This is a genomic window from Segatella buccae ATCC 33574 (assembly GCF_000184945.1).
Classification (GTDB): Bacteria; Bacteroidota; Bacteroidia; order Bacteroidales; family Bacteroidaceae; genus Prevotella; species Prevotella buccae.
Genome location: NZ_GL586311.1, coordinates 341524 through 364856, shown reverse-complemented (window position 1 = coordinate 364856; position 23333 = coordinate 341524). Strand labels below are relative to the sequence as shown.

The following is a 23333-nucleotide window of genomic DNA, read 5'->3' as shown; positions in this document are numbered from 1 at the left end:
TATATCTCCTCACCCAAAGCAATAGCAACTAACCTTTAAGTGATGAAATATCTGAAGTTGACAGAGCGTTTTTTTGTTTATGTGGCCAAGCCCATACGCATGAATCCGTGGTTTTTCGTGTTCATGTACGCGCTGGGCGTGCTCTGCACCCTCTGTACGCTGCCACGCGGACAAGGCACAGGCCTCTACGGCAACCTCTTTCTCGAACTCTTCCTCGACCTCTACCTGCTCTCTGCCCTGCTCACTTTCGTACCACGCAAGGTGAGGGCATGGGTGAAAATGCTGTTCTATGTGGTCTTCTACGTCACAGCTCTGGCCGATGTCTACTGCTTTGTCAATTACGACTCCACGCTCACCCCATCGATGCTCATGCTCGTGGGAGAAACCGATAGCCGCGAGGTGGGCGACTTCCTCTCGTCGAGCCTGTCGGTCGATGTGCTGTTCAGCAGGGTGGGGTGGATAGTGTTGCTCATCCTCATCCATGTGGCTGTGGCCGGACTGGGGCGCAAGTTGTCGCTCTCGGGTATGATTCCCGCACGCTTCCGCCGGTGGCATCCGTCGCTGGTGGCAGGCATCGTGTGTCTGGGATTGCTGGTGGTGAGTGTGCTCACGAGTGCCCAAAACAAGATGGCCATTCACAAACTGATGACCGGCAGCACCATTGGCGAGGTGGAGCACACGCTCACCGAGAAGAATCATGCCGTGCTCTATGAGCCTGTCTATCGGCTGGTGTTCAGCATCTATGCCAACTCGCTCGCCGCCCGGCAGGTGGATCAGCTCGTGGCTGCGGCCGACAAGGTGACGGTGGACAGTTGCACTTTCCGTTCGCCCAACATCGTGCTCATCATCGGCGAAAGCTATGGGCGCCACCATTCCCAGCAGTACGGTTATTTCATGAAGACCACCCCGCGACAAGTAGCGCGCGAGAACAGCGGACTGTTGGTGAAATTTACCGATGTCATCTCCTGTTGGAATCTGACCAGTTTTGTGTTCAAGAACGTGTTCTCCCTCCATGTGGTGGGCGAGAAGGGGGAGTGGTGTGACTATCCCCTCTTCCCCGAGGTGTTCCGCAAAGCCGGCTATCACGTGACATTCCTCACCAATCAGTTCCTGCCGCAGGCCAAAGAGGCAGTCTATGACTTCAGCGGCGGGTTCTTCCTCAACAACCCCGTGCTCAGCCGGGCGCAGTTTGACACGCGCAACACCGAGCTCCACACGCTTGACGAAGGACTTCTGGAAGATTTCGACACGATGAAGAAGGAGGGCACGATTCCCGTCATTGCCTACCCACGCAGACGGCGTTCGGGCAGCAATCCTATTGGAACGAAAACGACGGATGCCGGAAAAACCGCTCCTCGCGGGAGTCTCACGATTTTCCATCTCATCGGGCAGCACGTGAACTACAAGACCCGCTACCCACGCAAACAGGAGCATTTCTGGGCCGGCGACTATGAGGAGCGTCGGCCTGAGCTCACCGACAGGGAGCGTAAAGTGTTGAGTCAATACGACAATGCCGTGCTCTACAACGACTCTATCGTGGACCAGATCATCCGTCGCTACGAGAAAGAAGATGCCATCATCATCTACATGCCCGACCACGGCGAGGAATGTTATGAAGACGATCGCGGTTTCATCTGCCGCAATCATAGTGCAGCCATTGACTGGCCACTGGCTCACTACGAGTTTGAAATCCCCTTCTGGATTTATTGTTCGCACAGATATGCCGTGCGCCATCCCGAGATATTCAAGCAGATTGTGGAAGCTCGCAAGCGCCGGTTCATGACCGATGCCCTGCCGCATCTGTTGCTCTATCTGGCCGGTATATCCTCGAAGGACTATCATGCCGAATACAATGTGCTCAGTCCCGACTACAACGAGATGCGCCCCCGCATACTCAAAGGCACCACAGACTATGACGTGTTGCGCGAAAAGCACTTGAAAGAAATGGAAAATGGAAAATAACGAACTGCTCACTCGGACGGAGTGCAATGCCCTGCGCGGGCTGGCCATCATCGGCATCTTCCTGCACAATTATTGCCATTGGCTGGGGCCGATAGTCAAGGAGAACGAATATCAGTTTTTTGCAGCCAATGTGGAAGGGCTGAACCGTGCGTTGGTACATGCCGACTGGAACTTGCCACTGCATCTGCTTTCGTTTTTCGGGCACTACGGCGTGCCCCTGTTCCTCTTCCTTAGTGCCTATGGCCTTGAACGGAAATATGCAGCCCGGTCCGTTGCCATGACAGGGCAGGGGCCTGTGGGGAGCGGTGGCCGGCTGCCCAAGGTGGGCGTTTGGCCTTTCATCCGCTATCATTTCCTCAAGCTTTTCAAGATGATGGTGGTGGGCTATGTGGCCTTCACGCTGGTCGATTATGTCACGCCCGGCCCGCATCACTATCAGGTGATCGACATCGTGGCGCAACTCGGCATGTTCAACAATCTGCTGCCCCATCCCGATGCTGTCATCTGGCCCGGTCCCTATTGGTTTTTCGGACTCATGTTGCAGTTGTATGTGGTCTACAGGTTGGTTCTCCACCGCCGCCATTGGGGCGTGACGGTGGCTCTGATGGTGGTTTGCACGTTGGCCCAACTGTTTTTTGCCCCCGAAGGTGAAGCCCTCAACCGCTATCGCTACAACTTCATGGGAGGTATGTTGCCGTTTGGCATGGGGCTGCTCTATGCCCGTTTCGGGACGAGATGGCATGGATTGGTGAAAGACACGAAGGTGTTTTATGGCACCGCAGCCGTAATAGTAGCTGCTTTGGTCTATGTGTTGAGTCTCGGTTTCTTCATGTGGCTGCTCGTGCCGGCAGCCGTTTGCCTGTTTGGTGTGTGCTTTGTGAAAGCATTGGGTGCGACGAGTCAGCTTGCCGGTTTGTTTGCCATGTTCGATTGGATGGGGAGCATTTCGGCAGCCCTTTTCGTCTGCCATCCCATTGCCCGGAAGATATTCATTCCTGTTTCGCGCCACGGCGACATGTATGCCGGTCTGTTGCTTTACATCGTGTCGGCTGTTTGTCTGGCTTGGCTGTTCCGGGAACTGATGAAGAAGATACCTAATCCGCAGCAGTCATGAACCGAAAGATAAACGACATAGAGTTGGCCAACATCTCCCGCTACCGTGGAGAACTGATGGGAGCTGCCATGCTGTTCATCATTCTTTTCCATGTGGGTCTGCCGCGCAACGACTTGTTTTTCGGACTTCGGCGCATGGGAAATGTCGGGGTAGACATGTTTCTCTTCTTGAGCGGCATAGGACTTTGGTTCTCGTGGAGCAAGTTGCGTGAGAAAGGAGCCGGAATGCAGGCGGCAACTAAAGTCTTCTTTCTGCGTCGCTATCTTCGCATCTATCCCGCGTGGCTCATCGTGGCTTGCCTGTTTTATATCTCCCGTTTTCACGGCGGCGACCTGATGGCATGGATAGACCTCATCGGCGACATCACCATTAATTGGGACTTCTGGTTGCACGACGAACTCAACTTCTGGTATATTCCCGCCACGATGATGCTATATCTCTTTGCACCGGGCTACATGGAACTTATCCGGAGGCATCCTATCTACAGATGGCTTCCCGTGGTGATGATTATGTGGTGCATTCTCGTGCAGTGGGTGACACCCATCAACCATCTTGTGGGCCATTTAGAGATATTCTGGAGCCGTGTCCCCATATTCTTCATCGGCATCAACATGGGAGAGATGGTGCGGCGGAAGCAGACCATAGACGGCACGGGCATTTGGATGATCGTCCTGATGTTTGTCATGACGTTGGCCTCAAGCATTTTTCTCGAGCAAGTGCGGCATGGGGAATTTCCCCTTTTCATCGAACGCATGCTCTATATTCCCCTCACGATAACCACCATATTGCTGCTCAACCGTGTTTTCCGCCGCACACCGGTATGGTTCAATGCCTCCTTCCGTTTTGTCGGGGCATTGAGTCTGGAAGCCTACCTCCTCCACATCCATTTTGTGCTGCACTACATTCCGGCAGCATGGAGCTACTGGCCTACGTTCCTGCTCTGTGTGGCAGTCACCCTGCCTCTTGCATGGTTGTTGGCCAAAGTGGCCGACGGTATAGGCCGGCTGTTTGCCCGTATGTTCTTAAAACCGCTATCACAATGAAACATCTGTTGAAACTCATACGTCCCAAGCAATGGATCAAAAACGGCTTCGTGCTGCTCCCGATGTTCTTCGGAGGCACCCTGCTCGACGCCACCGACGTGGTGGCATCCGTCATCACGTTTTTTGCCTACAGCTTTGCCGCTTCGTCCATCTACTGTTTCAATGACATCCACGATGTGGAGGCCGACCGCCGGCATCCCGTGAAGTGCAAACGGCCTGTCGCCTCGGGGGCCATCAGTGTGGTACAGGCATACGGGCTCATGGCGCTGATGTTCGTGTTGTCGGGCATAGTGCTTCTCCTATTGCCCGTCAACCGGATAGAAGTCGGTGGCGTTATCCTGTTCTATTGGCTGCTCAACCTCTGTTATTGTGCCCGTTTGAAACAGTATGCCATTGTCGACGTGTGTGTGGTGGCCTTTGGCTTCGTACTTCGGCTGCTGGCCGGCGGACTGGCCACAGAGACGGCTTTGAGCCGGTGGATCGTGCTGATGACCTTTCTGCTCACGCTCTTTCTCTCCTTTGCCAAGCGGCGCGACGATGTGCTGCGCATGAATGAGACCGGTGAGGCCCCCCGCAAAAACACCAGTCGCTACAATCTCACGTTCATCAACCAGGCTATTACCATTGCGGCTTCCGTGACGCTTGTGTGCTACATCATGTACACCGTGAGTCCCGAGGTCACCTCACGCTACCATGCCGATTACCTTTACCTCACCACCGTGTTTGTGCTCTTGGGACTGCTGCGCTACATCCAGATAGCCGTGGTAGACAAAAAAAGCGGCGATCCCACCAAGGTGATACTCAAAGACCACTTCACCCAGCTTGTCGTCTTGGCATGGGGTGTCAGTTTTCTGTTGATCATCTACGTATTTAAATGAAACGGAAGGTTTATTGTTTTGATTTCGATGGCACGCTGACAACGAAAGACACGCTATTGCAGTTTATTCGTTTTGCCGTGGGCGACCGGGCTTTTCTTGCAGGCTTTCTGCGTTATAGTCCGTTGCTGGTGCTGATGAAGCTGCACCTTTATCCCAACTGGAAAGCCAAACAGAAGGTTTTCTCCCATTTCTTTGCGGGCATACCCGTGTCGGAGTTCGATGCCGTTTGCCGTGATTTTGCCGATGCCGGTCAGAATTTACTGCGCCCGGGGGCTGTCGCCGAGATGGAGAGAGCCGAAGCGGAAGGTGCCGAGGTGTATGTGGTGAGTGCCAGTATCGATAATTGGGTGAGGCCCTTTTTCCATTCGGCGACGGTGATTGGGACACAGGTGGAAGTCATCGACGGTCGGCTGACCGGGCGTTTTCTCACCGCCAACTGCTACGGGCAGGAGAAAGTGACCCGCCTGCAAAAGGTGCTCACGGAGCCGCGCACACATTATTATATTATAGCCTACGGCGACAGCCGGGGCGACAAAGAGATGTTGGCCTATGCAGATGAAGGATTTTACAAACCGTTTAGACGACCGTAAGCGTCGGAAACTCGGCGAACTGCTCCGTTTCGGCATCGTCGGCGTGCTGGCCACATTGCTGCAATATGCCGTCTATCTGGCCATGCTTCGCTTCGCCGGGGCCGCCATCGCCAATACGGTGGGCTATGCCGTCAGCTTCGTCTTCAATTTTTTTGCCAGCACCCGTTACACCTTCAGGGTGAAAGCCAATGCCCGTCGAGGGGCCGGCTTTGCCTTGAGCCATGTCATTAACTATCTGCTCCAGATGTTGACGCTCCATCTCTTTATAGCTGTGGGCATACCGGAGCGGTGGGCTCCCATTCCCATGTTTTGTTTTTGTGTGCCGGTAAACTTCCTGCTGGTGCGTTTCTTCTTGACCAAGGAGTAAACGGACCGATGGATATTCGGATGGGAACATGAATATATGTATGGGGCATGCACCGGCAACCCCGATGAAGGCAGGCTCTGAAAGATGCCGGATGGTGATGAATAATATGAACAAAAACACCTCTGCCAAAATTCTCCAACCAGATCAGCCTATCGGCTTTAAATAGCCGGAAAAGCCCACCGAATTTCTCTTCCGGGCTCTCCGAACTTGCAAAAGAGCCACACTTGAAAGCTGAAAGGGCCACAGTTGCAGCGCAACTGTGGCCCTTTTGCAAGCCCGTTTGGGCCCTTTCAGTCCTTTTTCCGGCCCTTAATATCTGTCAATGAAATTCAAACGGCTGATTATCAACGGCTTGAAAAAGTCGCCAAATTCGCGCATTTGCACCGAGCGGGTTGCCCGCCAAGAATATCGCAATATCAGAGGCCGAAAACGGACAAATAGCTTGACAATTTTTGTTTAGTCCTTTTTCCGTCAGAAGCCGGTTGAGCCGGATAAGTCTCCATGTATAAGCATAGAGATCACCTTGCCGGTACGGAGGTGGAGAGGTAGAGATGTTGCCGTCTAAGAAAATGCAAGGCTGGAAAACTTTCTTTCCTTAGATGGGGCCTGCTGCCCGCTACAATCGTCATTCGCTGCATTTGATTCCCCCATTAGCCACTCCCGTTAACCACCTCATTTCAGCATTTTTCCTGCCTGTCTCCATGCTTTTAAGAACTTTTGTTTATCTTTGCATAAGGATTCCAATTCTGTACCGATGCAAAAAAAAGCCTATACAATCATTGTTATTATCTCTATACTATTCTACGGATGCCTTGACTCCAAGCGGACGAAGACACTCGGAGAGAACGAATATTACATAGGTGAAAGGCTGGCCTCAATCTCTGCTGATGAAGATTCTACTTTTTGGATAGGGGGAGAGTCGGGAAAGGTGTGGCATGTAGACGGAGACAAGGTGTCGGCTTATATTACCGGCACAGACAGAATCTATAAAATTGCTACACGGCCCAATGCCGACGGTGACACAATCTGTTGGCTGGGAGGACGTAATTCCGGTCTTCAAGAGTGGCGGTTGTACCGCGGTAAGATGAGTCACGAACGGACTTATGACATACTTTTTAAAAATAAAGAATACTCAGCCTACGATTTTATCATTACAGCAAAGGGTATTTTTACGGCTACCAGCCAAGGCCTCTATTTATTGCGGAGCGACAAGAGCTTTTCGTTATTGTATCCTGCCCTTGACAGTCCGACGGCTAAGGCAGGCATGCCCTATATCATCTACAACCTGTGTCCTTACGGCAGGGACTATCTTTTTGCCGCCTCCATCAACGGACTGCTGCGGATAAATTTGCAAAGTGGCAGTATCTCCCTGTTACATAAAGGCGAAAACATACAGTATGTGACGGTGTTTGGAAATGAGGTGTGCGCTCTTTCGGGAAAGAGAATCTATATTGAAGACGTATGGGGAAAGTCTGTCAGAACGGTCGACCTGTCTTTCGTTCCCCGTTTCTACTACCGGGTGGGGAATGTGCATTATATCCTGCGCAGCCATTCCATGGTCATCAGCGAAGATTTGCGCCATTTTATTACCATCCCACTTAGGAGAGATTTTCCAAAGGGATGCCACAATGTGTTGCTCCCCGATTACCGTTCGGAGACCTCTATTTTTGTCACCGACAATGCATTCTGGCGAATCCCATTCCACTCCGGCTATTTCAATAACAATGGGATTGTGGTCTCTGCCTGCGCTAATAGTCGTGAAGCTTACTATCTGAATAGTCAGAATGAAGTGTTTAGACAGCCTGCTGGCGACAGTGTGGCGGTGAAAGTGTATTCGCTCCCCAAGGAGGAACAGGTGACGGAAATGGTTGTTACCGACAGTAGACGATTGATTTATGTAAATGATCGTTCAGACTTGCGGGCCGTGGATATTAGTGGCAACAATTTGCGGAATGAGGTGTTGTCTAATATCAGGACGCTTTACCATTCTGACAAGAAAGTGACAGCCCTCCATCTTGAAGAAAAGGGTCGGGAAGATAGAATTTATCTGGGTGTACAGGATGGTTTGGTGGTCATTGACAGGAATGGTGTGGCCGGCTCTGTCAAGGGGATGGAAGACAAATATATCACGTCTTTTTTCTCGTCCTCCGGCATGGATGGGATTTATATGGGAACGATGGACGACGGCATACTATATGCCGATAAAGGACGGTATTTTACTATCCCCGGGTCGAAACGCTTGACCTTTATTCGGGATCTGTTTGTCTCGGGTGGCTATCAGCCGGCCTTGACAGTACTCACCAATCACACATTGGTGAGACCGAGCCGACAAGATACGCTCAGCCTGAACGGGTATAATCGTCTCATTCCTGTTGACGATTCGCTTTTTTATGCTTTTCCTGAGTTTGGCGTGCAGAAATATGCCATAATGAATGGGAAAATGAAATATATAGGATATTACTTTAAAGATATCCGGTTCAATGCGAAAGCCTCTTTCTGCATAGGCCGCACGTTATATCTGGTATCGGAAATCGGTGTACTGAAGCTAAAGACAGAAGAAAAAAAAGCACCCGAATACGTGGCCTTCGATACCAATGTGGGCTCCATTCGTATGGTGTTGTTTGTATGTTTGGTCGTATTGGCTTTGACGGGCATATCTTTTTGGATGCATACTCGCAGAAGACAAGAACAGAAGCGACAGATACGATTGCGCATAAGCGATTTAAAAGAACGTACTTTGGGAATGGAAACGATGGCCGCACTGCTGAGTGAAGACGAGCAAGAGCAGATCAGACAACTCATGGAAGATATTTATATGTTGGAAGCAGGAACCGGGCAGACAAGTAGGCAGATTAGCATGCTTTCCGAGCGCATCATGTATAAAAACCGTGATATGGCACTCTTGTTGTCTAAAATGTTGAAGAAACAAATAGGAGAGTTACAGCATATTGAGGCTTACGACTGCATCAAGATGCTTGAAAAATCTGAGACGGCATTGGCACAAGATAAGGTTTCGGAGATAGGCGAAAGAGTCATGAAGAATGGTTTATGGTTGGAACAATATCGGAAGTTTATAGATAATGTGAGGAAGTATAGGTCTGTAGTGGATGATTGTTTAATAATACGATATGTCAATGGCATGATGGAACGGCATGTTGAGGTGCTGTGCAATGCCCTTCGCCATCGCCCTATGGTGGAGATGAAAGAGGACATGGAGAAGGCAGAGGCTGATTATAACCATATTTTCACTGATGAAACCCTCTTGAGACTTACCGATGCACTCCGTCATTTCCGAGAGCGGGTGTCAAAATTGCCAGTAGACGGGGTGAGTACAGCCCTGTTGGAAAGTATAACTAAGTTGGAAACTGTGGCAGCAACATTTCCCCGTCTCGAAATGTTGCATGTGATGAAGCGTGTAGAGGCCGAATTGTCACAGCTGGAAATACGCCAACAGCTCATGGAAGAGATGGAGTGCTATCGCCGTATGAGAGAAGAAGTTGTTCAGGAATACGGCGAAGGGGGGCATAGACGAATGGATGTAAGGTTGGAGGTGAAAATTTCAGACTACACACAGGATGTAATCAGTAGGATAGACAAATTGATCATACGATTATACGACGATTTTCTCTTTACGGACAAAGAGGTGTTTGAGCATGTGTTGAATTTCACAAACTTTACCAATCAGCAGGCTCGTGTATTGGCTCTGCTGATAGCCAATCCGAAAGTAAAAAGGGTTTTGCTGCCGGGAATGCTTGGTATGTATGGAAACCTGAATCCGGTTATCAGCCGTTTGGTAAATAATAAGATTAAACCCAATGAGGGATGGTTGCAAGCTTATGTTGAGAAACATCCGGCCGGTATTGTTGCCTATATCCTGAGACTGACCGAATAGACCTTTGTAACAGCCTCTTTACATGTACTTTAGAATAGAAAGTTGCAAAAGGTTGCATTGTTTATTTTGTACGAAATAATGGAATGCAACTTTTTTTTGTGTCTCTTTTTATCTATCTTTGTGACATGCCTAAAGCATTATTACCGAATAATTGATTACTATAACCATTTAATTTACCTTGAATAAAAATGAAAGGGTCAATATCAAACGAAAAGCAGAAAACACAGACTGATAAGATCGGTAACCGTTTTCGGTTGAGGAGGATAATCGTCTTTTTATTCCTCAACTGTGTTGTTGGCACCTACGCACAAACAGAAAGTAAAGATGTCAGGACACACCCTGAAAGTTATTTCCTGAAAGCAGAAGATGTGGTCAACAGTCTGGAGCTGCTTCCTGCTCCACCCGAGCAAGGCAGTGCGCTCTTCAAGTATGACGAAGAACGTTATCTGTGGGGAAAGAGCCAACGTGAAACTCTCCGAGGAGAGCAGGCAGCAGCAGATGCCAATGTTGAAGGTGAAGGAGTGCCGCAGGCTTTTTCAGAGTCATTTGGCATTCGGATATCGAAAGATCAGACTCCGGAAATATACCGGTTGGTTCTTAAAATGCGTGAGGATGCCGGAGATTTGTCCACCAGATTGGCAAAAAAACATTATATGCGGGTACGACCGTTTGCATATTACAATGAACCGACCTGTAATCCTGCCCAGCAACAAGAGCTGGCTTCTAATGGTTCCTATCCATCCGGACACACAGCCATAGGTTGGGCCACAGCTTTGGTGCTGGCCGAGATAAATGTCGATAGACAAAATGAAATCTTAAAGCGAGGATACGAAATGGGGGAGAGCAGGGTTATTTGCGGCTATCATTTTCAGAGTGATGTGGATGCGGCCCGCTTGGTAGCAAGTGCTGTCGTGGCACGGCTACATGCCGACAAAGGTTTTGTCAGACAGTTGGCGAAGGCGAAGAAAGAATTTAAGCATCTGATGAAAGAGGGCAAAGTGGTATTGTCCGAGCTCCGTGGCGATTCCGATTGATATTAAACACAATAATCTAAAAACATTAAAAAAACCTGATATGAAAACCAAAAAGCGACTATTTGTTATCCTGTATATGTTAGCAGTTTGCTTTCATGCAATGGCACAGAATGCTATTATCACAGGTGTTGTGGTAGACGAAGATAAAGCTTTCCTGCCGGGTACCACTGTTTGGTTGAAAGGTACAAACAACAAAACCATCACAGACATCAACGGAAGATATACGTTGTTGTCTGTACCGAGGGGAAAGAACGAAGTGCAATTTTCTTTCGTGGGCTACGAAAGTAAGACGATGGAAGTTGTCGTGAGAGATAATGAAACGCGCACCATGAACGTCAATATGCAGCCTGCGAGTATATTAGGGGCCGAGGTGGTCGTCAGTGCCCAAGCCAAGGGGCAGACGGCAGCCATCAACAGACAACTCAATGCCTCAGGAATTATCAGTGCTGTATCCGGTGAGAAACTTAGCGAATTGCCCGATGTAAATGTTGCTGACGCTATTGGTCGTTTACCGGGGCTGATGGTTGAGCGCGATGGAGGGGAAGGACAGAAAATTATTATTCGCGGTCTGGATCCCAAATACAATTCAGTCGCTATCAATGGCATGAATTCTCCCTCCACCAGTTCCTGTGACCGCAGTTCGGATTTGAATATGATTTCCCCCGAGATTGTTGGTGGAGCTGAGGTGCTGAAAGCCAATACGGCCGACAAGGATGCTGACGGATTGGGTGGCACGGTAAATCTTATCATGAAAGATGCTCCCAAGGGGCTTAAATTGAATGTAACCGGACAGACCGGTTATCACTCTCAAATCAATGGTGTTGGCAATGTCAAGGGAAATATCTTGGCGAGCAATCGTCTCTTTAACGACCGCTTGGGGCTTATTTTTACAGCCAGTGCAGAACAGACCGATCGAAGTAACGACCGTTTTATCGCTGCTTATAAGGTTAATGGCAATACGCCGACCGAAGGCTTGCCTTATACCAAGCCATGGATTACAAGTACACGCTTGCAATCTAATCTTGAAAAGCGAAATCGATATAATGTCAATCTGAATCTTGATTTTAATATAGGGCGTGGTTCCAAAATAAAGATGTATAATCTGTTTAGTGCGCTCAGCCGTGACAGGGATATCCGGGAGAAACGCTACGATCTTGAGGGTGGGCGCTTGCGTTATGCACAGACGGATGGCGACATACGTAGTAGCGTGTTGACAAACATGCTCCAAGGTGACCATGATTTTTGGAATTCAACGTTAAGTTGGGGGGTAGGCCGCAGTGAGGCAAGGCAAAAGACCCCTTATGAGCATCGTTTGGAGTATAGGATGAACACTCCATTCACGGTTGACATCAACGCATTGGGCACTCTTCCGCCACATTTGGTGTCGGCACCGGGCAATGTGAACGAGTCTGATATCACACAGTATTATCTCTATGACGGGACATTCAATACCGAACGTACTACGGAAAAGGAATATAGTGCATGGCTGGATTGGAAGAAGTCATTTGATTTTGGAAAATATTTTAATGGGTATATCAAAATAGGAGGCAAGTATCGTCAAAAAGATCGTGAGCGGCTCACAAATCGGAACTATCGGCGGCTTGATCAAAACGCAGAACTCGTTTATGTTAATATGCCTGATATTACACGTTCGGGCTATGATCGCCGTTATGTTGGTATCTCGGACTTTTTGGATGGCAAATTCAAACATCATGACTTTCTGAGCAACCGTTATGACAATCTTGACTTCTCCTTTGCGCTCAATCAAGATGTTATGAAGGATTTCTATCATGTCAATTCTGAAATTTATCGGCCGATTCTCACCACCAAAATTCAGAAGGATTACGACGGGCATGAACGGCTCACGGCAGCATATGTCATGGGTGAGTTCAACTTTGGCAAGTATATTACTTTTATTCCCGGAATTCGCTATGATCATACCAATATGCGTTATGGAGCATATAGTGGTGTCAATGTGCCTGACGATGAGACACAGGAATTGGCATTTGACTATACCAAGACCACCGACAAAAACTCTTTTGGGTATTGGTTGCCACAAATCCATTTGAAGATAAAGCCCTTAGACAACCTTGATGTCAGGTTGGCTTATACGGAAACCCTATCGCGTCCGGATTATGACTTGTTGGCTCCACGTACCATCATCAAGTCTACCATTGGAGAAGTGGTGTATAACCGAACCAATCTGAGACCGGCTTTGTCCAAGAACTTTGATGCCATCATTTCGTTCTACAATCCTAAAATAGGGTTGTTCACTGTGGGCGGATTCTATAAAAAGATCAAAAATTTCATATATACACGTTCGGCTTATTTGCTTGAAGGGACTGCCACAGATCCGGCCAACTTCGGATTGGCTTCGAGCTTGGTCGGTTCCGGTATTACTTATTCGCTCAATAGTCCTTATGATGCGACAATTAAGGGTATCGAAGTTGACATCCAGACACAGCTGCGTCAGCTTCCGGGCTTGCTTAAAGGTGTTGTCTTAGGTGCCAACATTACATTGATGGATTCTAAAATGGGCTATTTTGAGACGACCAAGTCTCGTGTGAAGAATCCCGATTATATAGTGGGTGATGGCAGTAAGCCTTTCTTGCCCGTAAACAGAGATACAGTTTATTATGACCGTCTGCTCAAACAACCATCTTTCTTGGCCAATTTCTCGTTAGGATATGATTATAAAGGTTTCTCAGGTCGTTTGTCTTACACTTATCAAGGCAATATCCTTGTGGCTGAACAGCATCGGGCGGACGGAGCTGATGTCGAATCAACAAGGGCATTCTCCAAATGGGATCTCCAACTGAAACAGCGTATCAACAGGCAGCTTTACGTCTATGCAAGTGCATCCAACATTTTTAATTGGTCTGACAGTAAGGAGAGAAATGTCACGGGTTATCCTTCCAGTGTTGAGATATATGGCTCTTCTTTCTATATAGGCGTGAAGTATGATATATTTAAATAGTGGGATCCGGTATTGACATTATATTAAAATAAGAGAAAGGAATTCTAAAATGAAGACGAAATCAGGATTGTCTCATAAGACAGCAGAAATCAGATATTGGAAACTTGATAAGACTTCCGTCAAGTTGTTTCTTGGAATAATGGCTGTATTGTTGTTGTCCGGATGTGAACCAAAAGATACTTTTGAGGAGGAGCATATTACCATTCCACAAACGGGACAAAAGGTTGTGCGGGTTGAACCGGACGATGGAGTGACGAGAGTAAATTCTCTCCCGAAAGCCATAAAAGAAAACGGCGATGCCATTTATGAGTTGGAGCGCGGTGGAGTTTATTATCTGGAGGGTAAGAATGTCATTTCAAATCATGTTACCATTAGAGCTACATACGGGTCTGGAGCACTTCCAACAATTCAACCTGTATCAGATGCACAGGGTGCTCTCAATTCCGACATGTTGCGTTTTGAAGGTAATGTTACTTTTAAGAATGTATATTTTAACGGAAAAGATGCTGCTTCCAACAACATCATGCAGCGTCTCTTCCGTTTGGACAAGAAAAATTTGAGATTGCGTTTCGAAGGATGTTTTGTTGAAAACTGTCGTAATTTCTGTATACGCACAGACAATAGTGGCAGCAAGGTGTATATAGACAACTCGACTTTTCGCAATTTTGCACTGACCTCAGATCCGGCCAACGGGCGTTTGTTCGATTCTCGGGGAAATGCTCCTGATACACTCTCTATCATCAACAGCACCATTTATAACCTTACAGGTCATCTCATTCGTTTCGATGGTGCTGTAGCCAATTATGTAGAACTGAAGAACAATACGATTTATAATGTAGGCTACCATTTCCGTATTGACTATGCCATGAAGGCTTACATAGAAAACAATATTTTTGCCAATGTAGGGTGGAAGGCCGGTTATAAAGCAGACTCCCCCGGTGCTTTTTGGGAATTGAGAGAGTTGGCAAACGGTGGTGCCTATCATCCTATGGATATTCGCATTTGTATCCGTAACAATAATGTATATACAGATCCGAAAATCAAGGCACTCTATGTCAAGTATCCCGGTAATATAGAGCGCGTCCCTCTCAATTCTGTTGCTCAGGCTATGATTGCCGATGGCCGTCTGGTCTACGAGAACAATATCTCTGAGGTCTTGACATTTGATGGTGCATCTCCGCTTCCAATGACTTATATAGAAAAATTCTTTGAGGTGTTGAATACAGGTATGTCTCCTTGGGCAGATTTGCCTTTTTATGTAGACGAGAATGGAATGGATGGGTTTACTAATGGTGAGACATTCACGTTCAGGTATTCTCCTTCGTCCACCTCTGCCACGGCTTCTACTACGCAAGGTCCTTTAGGTGCTCCCGTATGGAATCAATAGAAAAATAGTATGCTAAATATTCACTAATTGAACAATAAGTCCATGACGAATCTATTGTATAAATATTTACGTTTGGAGGTTTTCTTGGTTGCCCTGTTTTTGGGTTTGTCTTCTGAAATACAAGCTCAAGAGATTTTAAAAGATGTTCAGATGAAAGCCTCTCATCCTCGTTTGCTGATGGGCAAGACCGATGAAACATCTGTAAGGGCAGCTATAAGAAAAGATCGCTTTTGGAAACAGATAGACAGCCTGCTTATGGAAGCTGCAAATGAAGCGTTGTCGTTGCCTGCACCTCAACGTATTGTGACAGGACGGCGTTTGTTGGATGTTTCCAGGGAGACATTACGCCGTATTCTGCTGCTTGGTTATGCCTATCGTATGACGGGAGATAGCTGCTATGGTCAACGGGCAGAGCTGGAGTTGCTTGCAGTTTCGGCCTTTTCCGACTGGAATCCAAGTCACTATTTGGATGTCGCGGAGATGACAACGGCTGTCGCCATTGGTTATGACTGGCTGTTTGGCATGATGAGTAATGCTACAAAAGCCACTATTCGGCAGGCTATTCTTACCAAAGGCCTGAAACCTTCTTTTGATGCTCGATATAATGACTGGCTAGAAAGGGAGAATAATTGGAACCAAGTTTGCAATACGGCTATGGCTTATGGAGCACTTGCCATTTACGAGGATGTTCCATCTTTAGCTGATAGTGTTATTCAGCGTTCCATTTCTTCCATACATAGGCCGATGAAAAATTACGGCCCTGACGGAGCCTATCCGGAGGGATATTCTTATTGGGGATTTGGAACTACCTATAATGTTATGCTCATTGATGCTTTGGAGAAATGTTTTGGTACCGATTTTAACCTGCTTAAACAGAAGGGATTCTTGGCGACAGCGGGGTTCATCCTTCACATGGTGGCTCCTGATCATGACTCGTTCAACTATGGCGACAACAAAGATTCTGGTAGGATGAGTCCTGCTATGTTTTGGCTGGCTAAGCGGAATAAAGATCTCTCATTGCTGTGGAATGAGCGCAGTCTTTTCAAGAATGGCAGTAAAAAGAAGTTGATGGATTATCGTTTCTTCACACTCGCCTTGTTATGGGGGGGCGGTGTGGACATGCACAATCTGCCTGAACCGCTGCAAAAGACTTGGATTTCACCTGCTGCCATGACACCTGTTGCTCTTATGCGTACTTCTTGGAATGATAAGAAGGCCATTTACCTTGCTTTCAAGGGTGGAACTGCCACTTCGAGTCATGCTCATTTGGATGCTGGCTCTTTCGTGATGGTGGCCAATGGAGAGCGTTGGGCGATGGATTTTGGGCGGCAGGATTACAATTCGTTGGAATCATTGGGGCTGGATATATGGAATAAGGCACAGAATTCAGACCGTTGGAAAGTTTTCCGCTATAATAACTTGGCCCACAATACACTTACCTTTGACAATCGTCTACAACGGGTGGAAGGCTACGTATGTCTGGATGGCACTTCCTCGTCATTCGATCATCTTTCAGCATCAGCAGATTTGACCCCTGTTTATGCGGGACAGGTAAAGTCAGCCAAGCGTCGGGTCGAAATAGTGGAAGAACAATATGTATTGGTGAACGATGATATTCGTACCAATGAAAAGCCCACTACAATGCGTTGGACGATGTTGACCCCTGCCAATGCAGAATTGAAAGGGAAGAATAAAATTGTACTCAACCGTAATGGAAAGCGTTTGGTCATGGAAATAAGTGCGCCCGTTAAAGTACGCTTACGGACATGGAGCACTGCTCCCACAACTTCTTACGATGCCCCAAATCCCGGTACAGTGCTTGTTGGATTTGAATCTGTGCTACCGGCCAACAGCCAATATACGTTTCGAGTTAAGTTAATGCCAGAATAATAATTCATTAGATATGCTCATGAAGAAAATATTATTTATAGCGTGCTTGGCAGTGTTTCTTTCCGGCTGCAAACAATATGATGGGATGCAGGCTGTCATCAACAAAGGCATCAAACGTTCGGTCGAGCAGACGGAATTTCTTGCCAAGGCTATGGAGGCCGACCATGACAGTCTGCCAAGGAGTTACACTAAACAAACCGGGCTTGTCAAATCCGATTCGCATTGGTGGTGCAGCGGATTTTTTCCGGGAGAGCTGTGGTATCTCTATGAGGCAACAGGCAGTCCAAAACTAAAAAGATATGCGGAGATTTATACCCAACGTGTTGCAGAACAACAATACACGACCGATAATCACGATATAGGTTTTATTTTGATGTGCAGTTTTGGGAATGCCTATCGTTTGACTCACTCAGCAAACTATGTTCCGGTCTTGCTTAATGGAGCACAGTCTCTGTCCACTCGCTTTAATCCGGTAGTGGGGCTTATTCGTTCTTGGGACACTAAGACAGATAAGTGGCAGTATCCTGTCATCATTGATAATATGATGAACTTGGAATTATTGGAGTGGGCTGCCCGGCATTCCGATAGTGCCAAGTTTGCTAAAATAGCTTCCAGCCATGCCCGGCTAACGATGAAAAATCATTTCCGGCACGACTTTAGTTCCTATCATGTCGTGTCCTACGATCCTCGTACAGGCCTGGTGGAAAAGAAAAATACCCATCAAGGATATGCACATGAGTCGGCTTGGGCACGTGGGCAGGCTTGGGGACTCTATGGTTATACAATGATGTTTCGCGAAACGGGAGATTCCGTTTATTTGAACCATGCCAAAGGTATTGCCCGTTTCATTATGTCGCATCCTAATATGCCTAAAGACAAGATCCCTTATTGGGATTTCAATGCTCCCGACATACCTCATGCCAAGCGCGATGCTTCCGCAGCTGCCATTATGGCTGCAGCTTTCATAGAATTAAGTTGTTTGACAAAAGAGTCTCCTGACTTTTCCAAGCAGTGTTTGAATATGGCAGGTATGCAGTTGCGGTCACTCACATCTGATGAGTATCTGGCGAAGAAAGGGACTAATGGGGGATTTATTCTCAAACATTCTGTCGGTAACTATCCAAAAGGAACGGAAGTGGACGTTCCCCTTACTTATGCCGACTACTATTATGTAGAAGCATTAGTTCGATATAAAAAACTGTTTCAGAAACCGATCGTAGATAAATGAAAACATTCTTAATTTCAGATAGCTTGTAGATTCCCTGACAGTTGAAAGCTTTGGGCGCAAATCCTCATAGAAGAATTTGCGCCTAAAATGTATCTGATTTGGAGGTGCTGATATTCAGATTGATGTCGAAAGAACATCGTGGGCGTGTCAAGGGAGGGGGGATTTGACAACCTCTCCATTCCTTCAACGGAGGGTGACGGTGAGGGGCTGGCTCAAGGCTTGGAGAAACGACTCGGTCTCAAGTGTCCACTGGGCAAAGTTGCGGATGTCGTAATTGCTCCATGCTGCCCCGAAATAATAGGTATATTCTTTCCCTTTGTAGTTGTCTATCATGCCTATAGCGTGGCTCTTGTCTTCGGTGACAAAGGTTTTGTTTGCTCCTTCGGGAAACAGCACCCCCACATAGATCTGCGAGTTGTGGACATCCGGTCTGTCGGTCGGGTCTGCATAGCAAATGTAGTCGCTGCCGACTTTCAGGTCGCCGGTCTTGTGGAGCACCACTCCTGTAGCCAGTGTTAAGGGTTGCCGAATGTGTTCATACCACACTGTCATGCGGTTGAAATGCGCACCTTTGTCCAAGCTTATCCGCCGGTGTTCCACTACTCCGTCCTTGTTGGGCGCATAGTCCAGTTCTACCGTAAACCTCAGGGGACCGTTGTCCAAGATGCGGTAACGCTCATAGCAGTAGGGGAAAATCATCGTCCGGCCATTCATCAAGGCCGGTGTACCGCACCCGAGGGTCGGACCGACTGCGTATGCGTCCATTCCCTCTCCATGATCGAGGTGAAACGAGGTGGCTTTGTCCACGGAGTCATTCAGCATTTCCAGACCCACGCTCTTGAGGGAGTCAGCCAAGAGATTCCCCTTGTGGTCTATCTCGTAGCGTTTTTCCACGACAGGGTAGGGTACGTTCTTCACCCACACATCAATGCCGTATGATTTCTCTCCCGTCCGTTGCAAGGCCGGCCCATAAACGCGATAGGCGCAACGATCGTTTTCCCATGCAATGTCATCTTTGCGCAGGGGGTACATCTTTCCGCAGACATAGGTTCTCATGGGCTGCGGAGTACCTTTCATCACTTGATAGGTCGCCTTGGCATGAGGTTGCACGCTTACTTCCATCAGTAGCTGTCCGTCGTGTGAAAGCTGGTAGGGAAGTTCCTGCCCGAGCGTGTTCTTGATCAGAAAAGTTTCCGATTCAGCCAGCCCGGCATGTTTCCGGAGCGCATCCAAGTTAAGTTCTATCAGTTCGTGTCGCTGGACATCGCTGTTGTTGGATACGACAATCAAAGTTCCCGCTGCATGGGCTGGTATGGTTATTGCCGCCAGCAGCACCAAGAGTTTTCGAAGTATAACTTTTTTCATAATCTTGATGGTATTTTCTAAATGGTATAAGTGTAGTTTTATCTGCTTTGTCGAAGATTTGTCAATGGACAGTCTGGGAAGTCAGTGAAAGCCTTCCGGGGCTAAATCACACCGTAGTGGCAGAGTGCGTGTCTGACGCCTTCATCGTCCACGGAGGTGGTCACGAAATCGGCTTCGGCTTTCACCCGCTCTCCGCCATTGCCCATAGCCACTCCGATGCCTGCCCGGCGGATGATGCTGATGTCATTGCCGCCGTCACCGAAAGCCATTGTCTCGTCTGTGTGCAGTCCCAAGTGGGCCGTCATGGCAAGTAGTCCTTTGCCTTTGTCGGCTTCTCGTTGGGTGATGTCGGTGAACTTGGGAGACCATCGGCCGCTTGTGCAGTCGCTGATGGTAGCCATCAGTTCCGCTTCCTTTTCTGCCGTGATGAAGGGTGTCACCTGCAAGATGGGTTGCCGCATCACGATGTCGAGGTCGGCAAAGCGGAAGTCATGGAGTCCCAACCCGTCACGAAACACCTTGTCCACAATGGGTTGGTGTTGGTACACGGCAATGTCGCGCTCGCCTACCACGATGGCCGGTCTCCGGCTGTGGGCGCAGGCTTGCAAGATGGTGTCCACGTCAGAGTGGGCTATCTCGTGCCGGCAGACGGTGTTGTGGCCGATGAAACAGAGAGCTCCGTTAGTGGTGATGTAGCCGTCGATGAGCCCGGCTATCTGTCCCAGATTGGTGATGAATCCCACGGGGCGGCCCGTGGAGATGTATATTTTCACGCCATTGGCTTTGGCCCGGTGCAGGGCGTCCACCGTGGAGGACGGTATGCGGTGGGTCTTGAAGCTCACCAGTGTGCCGTCGATGTCGAAAAACAGTGCTTTAATAGCCATCTTCGTATGGTGTTTGTGATTCAGGAACATCCTGCCTTTCTCAACAGGTCGTAGTCTTTGGCCAGTCCTCCGATGCCCGTTTCTTTGTAGAGTGAGGGCAGGTCGTGCCCGGTTTGTTTCATTACTTCCACCACATGGTCGAACGACACGCGGTGGCGGCCGTCGCTGAACGAGGCGTAGAGTTGGGCATCGAGGGCTCGGCAGGCGGCAAAGGCATTGCGCTCGATGCAGGGTATCTGCACCAGTCCGCACACGGGGTCGCAGGTCATGCCGAGGTGGTGTTCCAGGCCCATTTCTGCAGCATATTCTATTTGCGACGGACTCCCGCCGAAGAGTTGGCACGCTGCTGCCGAGGCCATGGCGCAGGCCACGCCCACCTCGCCTTGGCAACCTACTTCGGCCCCTGATATGGAGGCGTTGAACTTGACGATATTGCCAAACAGTCCGGCAGTGGCCAAAGCATGGAGCATCTTCGACTCGCTGAACTCGTGGCCTTTGGCCAGTTGGTAGAGCACGGCCGGCACCACACCGCAGGCTCCGCAGGTGGGGGCGGTGACGATGGTGCCCCCCGAGGCATTCTCTTCGCTCACGGCCAGTGCGTAGGCGTAGACCAGTCCGCGGCTTTGCAACGAGTGCTTGTAACCGCGCGCCTTGATGTAGTAGTTGGGGGCTTTGCGTGCCAAGTTGAGTGGCCCGGGCAGTCGTCCCTCGTGGTCGAGTCCGCGCTCAATGGCTTCCTGCATGGTTTGCCACACAGTGCGCAGATAGTCCCAAATCTCTGCTCCCTCGCATTCGTCCACATATTGCCAGTAGCTTTTACCGCTGTCTTCACACCATTGCTGTATTTCCTTGAGCGTGTGCAGCTGGTACACCGAGGGCGAATAGAACAGGTCGTCTTTGCCTTTGCCCTCCGAGAGGGCACCTCCACCGATGCTGTAGACCGTCCATTCGTCGGTCACGTGGTGGGCCCCGTTAAAAGATTTGAACACCATGCCGTTGGTGTGGAAAGGGAGTACGATGTCGGCTTTCCACACGATTTCCACGGGGGCTATCGGTTCGAGCACAGCCTTGATGGTCACGTCGGTCATGTGCCCCTTGCCTGTGGCGGCGAGGCTGCCGTATAGGGTCACCTCAAAAGCCTTGGCTTTGGGATGGCTGTTGGCAAAGATTTGGGCGGCCTGTTGTGGGCCCATCGTGTGGCTGCTCGACGGGCCTTTGCCGATGCGGAAGATTCTCTTCAATGATTCCATGTTTGTTGATGATTGATGGGATGATTTGGTGGCTAACGGGTCACGCTCACTTCTTTGTCGAAACCGCGCCTGTCGCGCAGCACAAACTTGTAGGTGTGCCCGTCGGCAAACCGGTAGGCTGTAAATTTGCGGTAGGAGTCGATGGGCTCATCGTTGATTTTCAGCACAATGTCTCCCTGTCTCATGCCGTTCTTGTAGGCATCGCTCTTGTGCCAGATGAGGCCGATGGCGGCTTGGTCGTCCTTATCGATAAAGGCCACTCCGAACTGTCTGTTGCTCACACTCACGCTGTCAGCCCCGTTGTAGGGGGAGAATGTGAGCTGCTTCTTCCACGGATTCACCACCACCCTGCCGTAATTGAACAACTGGGCGCCGATGCGCGAGTCGCCTTGGGTGGTGATGGCGCGCACCCGGGCGAAGGAAAAGTCGTCCCATTTCAACCGGTCAAGGTTTAGAAAATACACGATGTCTTGTTTTTCCGTGCTGTTCGTGCCTATGGCGAAGTTGCCGCGGGCCTCTCCCTCCACCTGTGCATTCACTTGCTTGCTTTTGTATCGGTGGTCGAAGAAGTGTTCGCGGTTCATCTGGTAGAGTTGGCGGGCACCGGTGTCAAACAGGGCGAGGTCGGTGTGGCGCATGAACGGACTTACGAGCACGTAGGGCACAAATCTGACCAATTTATATTTCAGCGTGTGTCCCGGTTCGTTGTCGAAGTAACCTTTGATATCTGTGAGTATCAGGCATTTTCTCTTGGGGTCTATCTTGCCCGCAATGCCTTTATTGAAAAGATCGAATCCGATGATGCCGTCGAAGTTGTTACGATAGACTTTGCGTGATTTCACGGCGGCCACGTAGCCTGCTATGGTCAGTCTGCCCAACTGCATTTCAGGCAGTTGCACCACGAGAGTGGTGTCGGCCACGCCATTGGCATCGTATGAAACCACATGGCCGAGTTCCTTGACCACCGGCACGCGCGTGCCATAATATAGCATACCTTGGCTCGACCCCGTATCGAGATTAAACCGGTAGGTCTTCTCGCCGATCCGTATGGGCACATAGAGTTGGTCATCGTCGAGTTCCAGAGGGATGGTGTCGACAAAGTGGTGTTGCGAAACCGTGAAGCTGGTGTCGTAGCGGTGCATTTGGGCCTGTGCCGGAAGACCGGCCAGTACCCCGATTGCCACTATCATGCTTTTTATGCTCATCTTTTTATAACGCTCTGTTGTAGGGATTTGGCCCTCATATTTGTCCGCAAAGTTACAAAAATGTCGGTCTTTCAAGTTCTCTTTCTGTGTTTTTTATCGGGCCTTTTTCGTTTGTCTTTGTTTTTTTAACGTTTTATCTGCTTCCGTGTGAGTGTCTGTACTGTTCTTGGCTTTTGTCGGGTATTGATAGTCTTTCCGTTTTCCGGTCTTGTGTTGTGCTTGCCGGAGCTGTCAAGGAAATTCGCCATTGGTTTGCATTTTCTTCCA

The 23333-nt window shown here is 48.9% G+C and carries 16 protein-coding genes; 12 read left to right on the top strand and 4 right to left on the bottom strand.

Features of this window, described 5'->3' with window-relative positions; all coding sequences use genetic code 11:
• Positions 1 to 42: 42 nt before the first annotated feature.
• From HMPREF6485_RS01510 to HMPREF6485_RS01455, 12 genes are all read left to right on the top strand, one after another.
• Positions 43 to 1962, top strand: a complete 1920-nt coding sequence (locus HMPREF6485_RS01510; protein WP_004344203.1) for a phosphoethanolamine transferase — start codon at positions 43 to 45, stop codon at positions 1960 to 1962.
• Complete coding sequence (locus HMPREF6485_RS01505) at positions 1952 to 3076, top strand: acyltransferase family protein (protein WP_004344202.1); 1125 nt, start codon at positions 1952 to 1954, stop codon at positions 3074 to 3076. The genes HMPREF6485_RS01510 and HMPREF6485_RS01505 overlap by 11 nt, the downstream gene beginning before the upstream one ends.
• Positions 3073 to 4119 (top strand): acyltransferase family protein, encoded by a 1047-nt coding sequence (locus HMPREF6485_RS01500; protein ID WP_004344201.1) that lies wholly within the window; start codon positions 3073 to 3075, stop codon positions 4117 to 4119. Before HMPREF6485_RS01505 ends, HMPREF6485_RS01500 begins: the two co-directional genes overlap by 4 nt.
• A complete protein-coding gene (locus HMPREF6485_RS01495; RefSeq protein WP_004344200.1) occupies positions 4116 to 4997 on the top strand; it encodes a decaprenyl-phosphate phosphoribosyltransferase in 882 nt (293 codons plus the stop codon). The genes HMPREF6485_RS01500 and HMPREF6485_RS01495 overlap by 4 nt, the downstream gene beginning before the upstream one ends.
• Positions 4994 to 5587, top strand: a complete 594-nt coding sequence (locus HMPREF6485_RS01490) for an HAD family hydrolase (protein ID WP_004341484.1) — start codon at positions 4994 to 4996, stop codon at positions 5585 to 5587. The genes HMPREF6485_RS01495 and HMPREF6485_RS01490 overlap by 4 nt, the downstream gene beginning before the upstream one ends.
• Positions 5553 to 5954, top strand: a complete 402-nt coding sequence (locus HMPREF6485_RS01485; RefSeq protein ID WP_044125697.1) for a GtrA family protein — start codon at positions 5553 to 5555, stop codon at positions 5952 to 5954. The genes HMPREF6485_RS01490 and HMPREF6485_RS01485 overlap by 35 nt, the downstream gene beginning before the upstream one ends.
• 754 nt (positions 5955 to 6708) lie before the next feature.
• Positions 6709 to 9846, top strand: coding sequence for a hypothetical protein (locus HMPREF6485_RS01480; RefSeq protein WP_004344197.1), 3138 nt, complete (start codon positions 6709 to 6711; stop codon positions 9844 to 9846).
• A gap of 188 nt (positions 9847 to 10034) precedes the next feature.
• The gene (locus tag HMPREF6485_RS01475; RefSeq protein ID WP_004344196.1) at positions 10035 to 10880 is read left to right on the top strand and encodes an acid phosphatase; all 846 of its coding nucleotides are present in this window, start codon (positions 10035 to 10037) and stop codon (positions 10878 to 10880) included.
• Positions 10881 to 10920: 40 nt separating this feature from the next.
• The gene (locus tag HMPREF6485_RS01470) at positions 10921 to 13857 is read left to right on the top strand and encodes a TonB-dependent receptor (protein WP_044126177.1); all 2937 of its coding nucleotides are present in this window, start codon (positions 10921 to 10923) and stop codon (positions 13855 to 13857) included.
• A 49-nt stretch (positions 13858 to 13906) separates the two neighbouring features.
• Positions 13907 to 15244, top strand: a complete 1338-nt coding sequence (locus HMPREF6485_RS01465) for a DUF4957 domain-containing protein (RefSeq protein ID WP_004344194.1) — start codon at positions 13907 to 13909, stop codon at positions 15242 to 15244.
• Positions 15245 to 15286: 42 nt separating this feature from the next.
• Entirely contained in the window at positions 15287 to 17134 is a 1848-nt protein-coding gene (locus HMPREF6485_RS01460; protein WP_004344193.1) for a heparinase II/III domain-containing protein, read from the top strand.
• Between the two features lie 19 nt (positions 17135 to 17153).
• Positions 17154 to 18362, top strand: a complete 1209-nt coding sequence (locus tag HMPREF6485_RS01455) for a membrane lipoprotein lipid attachment site-containing protein (protein ID WP_169310378.1) — start codon at positions 17154 to 17156, stop codon at positions 18360 to 18362.
• 183 nt (positions 18363 to 18545) lie between these two features.
• Here the strand turns inward: HMPREF6485_RS01455 and HMPREF6485_RS01450 are convergent, their stop codons facing one another.
• The 4 genes from HMPREF6485_RS01450 to HMPREF6485_RS01435 form a co-directional block, all read right to left on the bottom strand.
• A complete protein-coding gene (locus HMPREF6485_RS01450; protein ID WP_004344190.1) occupies positions 18546 to 19727 on the bottom strand; it encodes a DUF4861 domain-containing protein in 1182 nt (393 codons plus the stop codon).
• Between the two features lie 101 nt (positions 19728 to 19828).
• A complete protein-coding gene (locus HMPREF6485_RS01445) occupies positions 19829 to 20611 on the bottom strand; it encodes a Cof-type HAD-IIB family hydrolase (protein WP_044126175.1) in 783 nt (260 codons plus the stop codon).
• Between the two features lie 20 nt (positions 20612 to 20631).
• Positions 20632 to 21861 (bottom strand): L-serine ammonia-lyase, encoded by a 1230-nt coding sequence (locus HMPREF6485_RS01440; RefSeq protein WP_004344186.1) that lies wholly within the window; start codon positions 21859 to 21861, stop codon positions 20632 to 20634.
• Between the two features lie 32 nt (positions 21862 to 21893).
• A complete protein-coding gene (locus HMPREF6485_RS01435) occupies positions 21894 to 23051 on the bottom strand; it encodes an aspartyl protease (protein ID WP_248622185.1) in 1158 nt (385 codons plus the stop codon).
• Positions 23052 to 23333 lie beyond the last annotated feature (282 nt).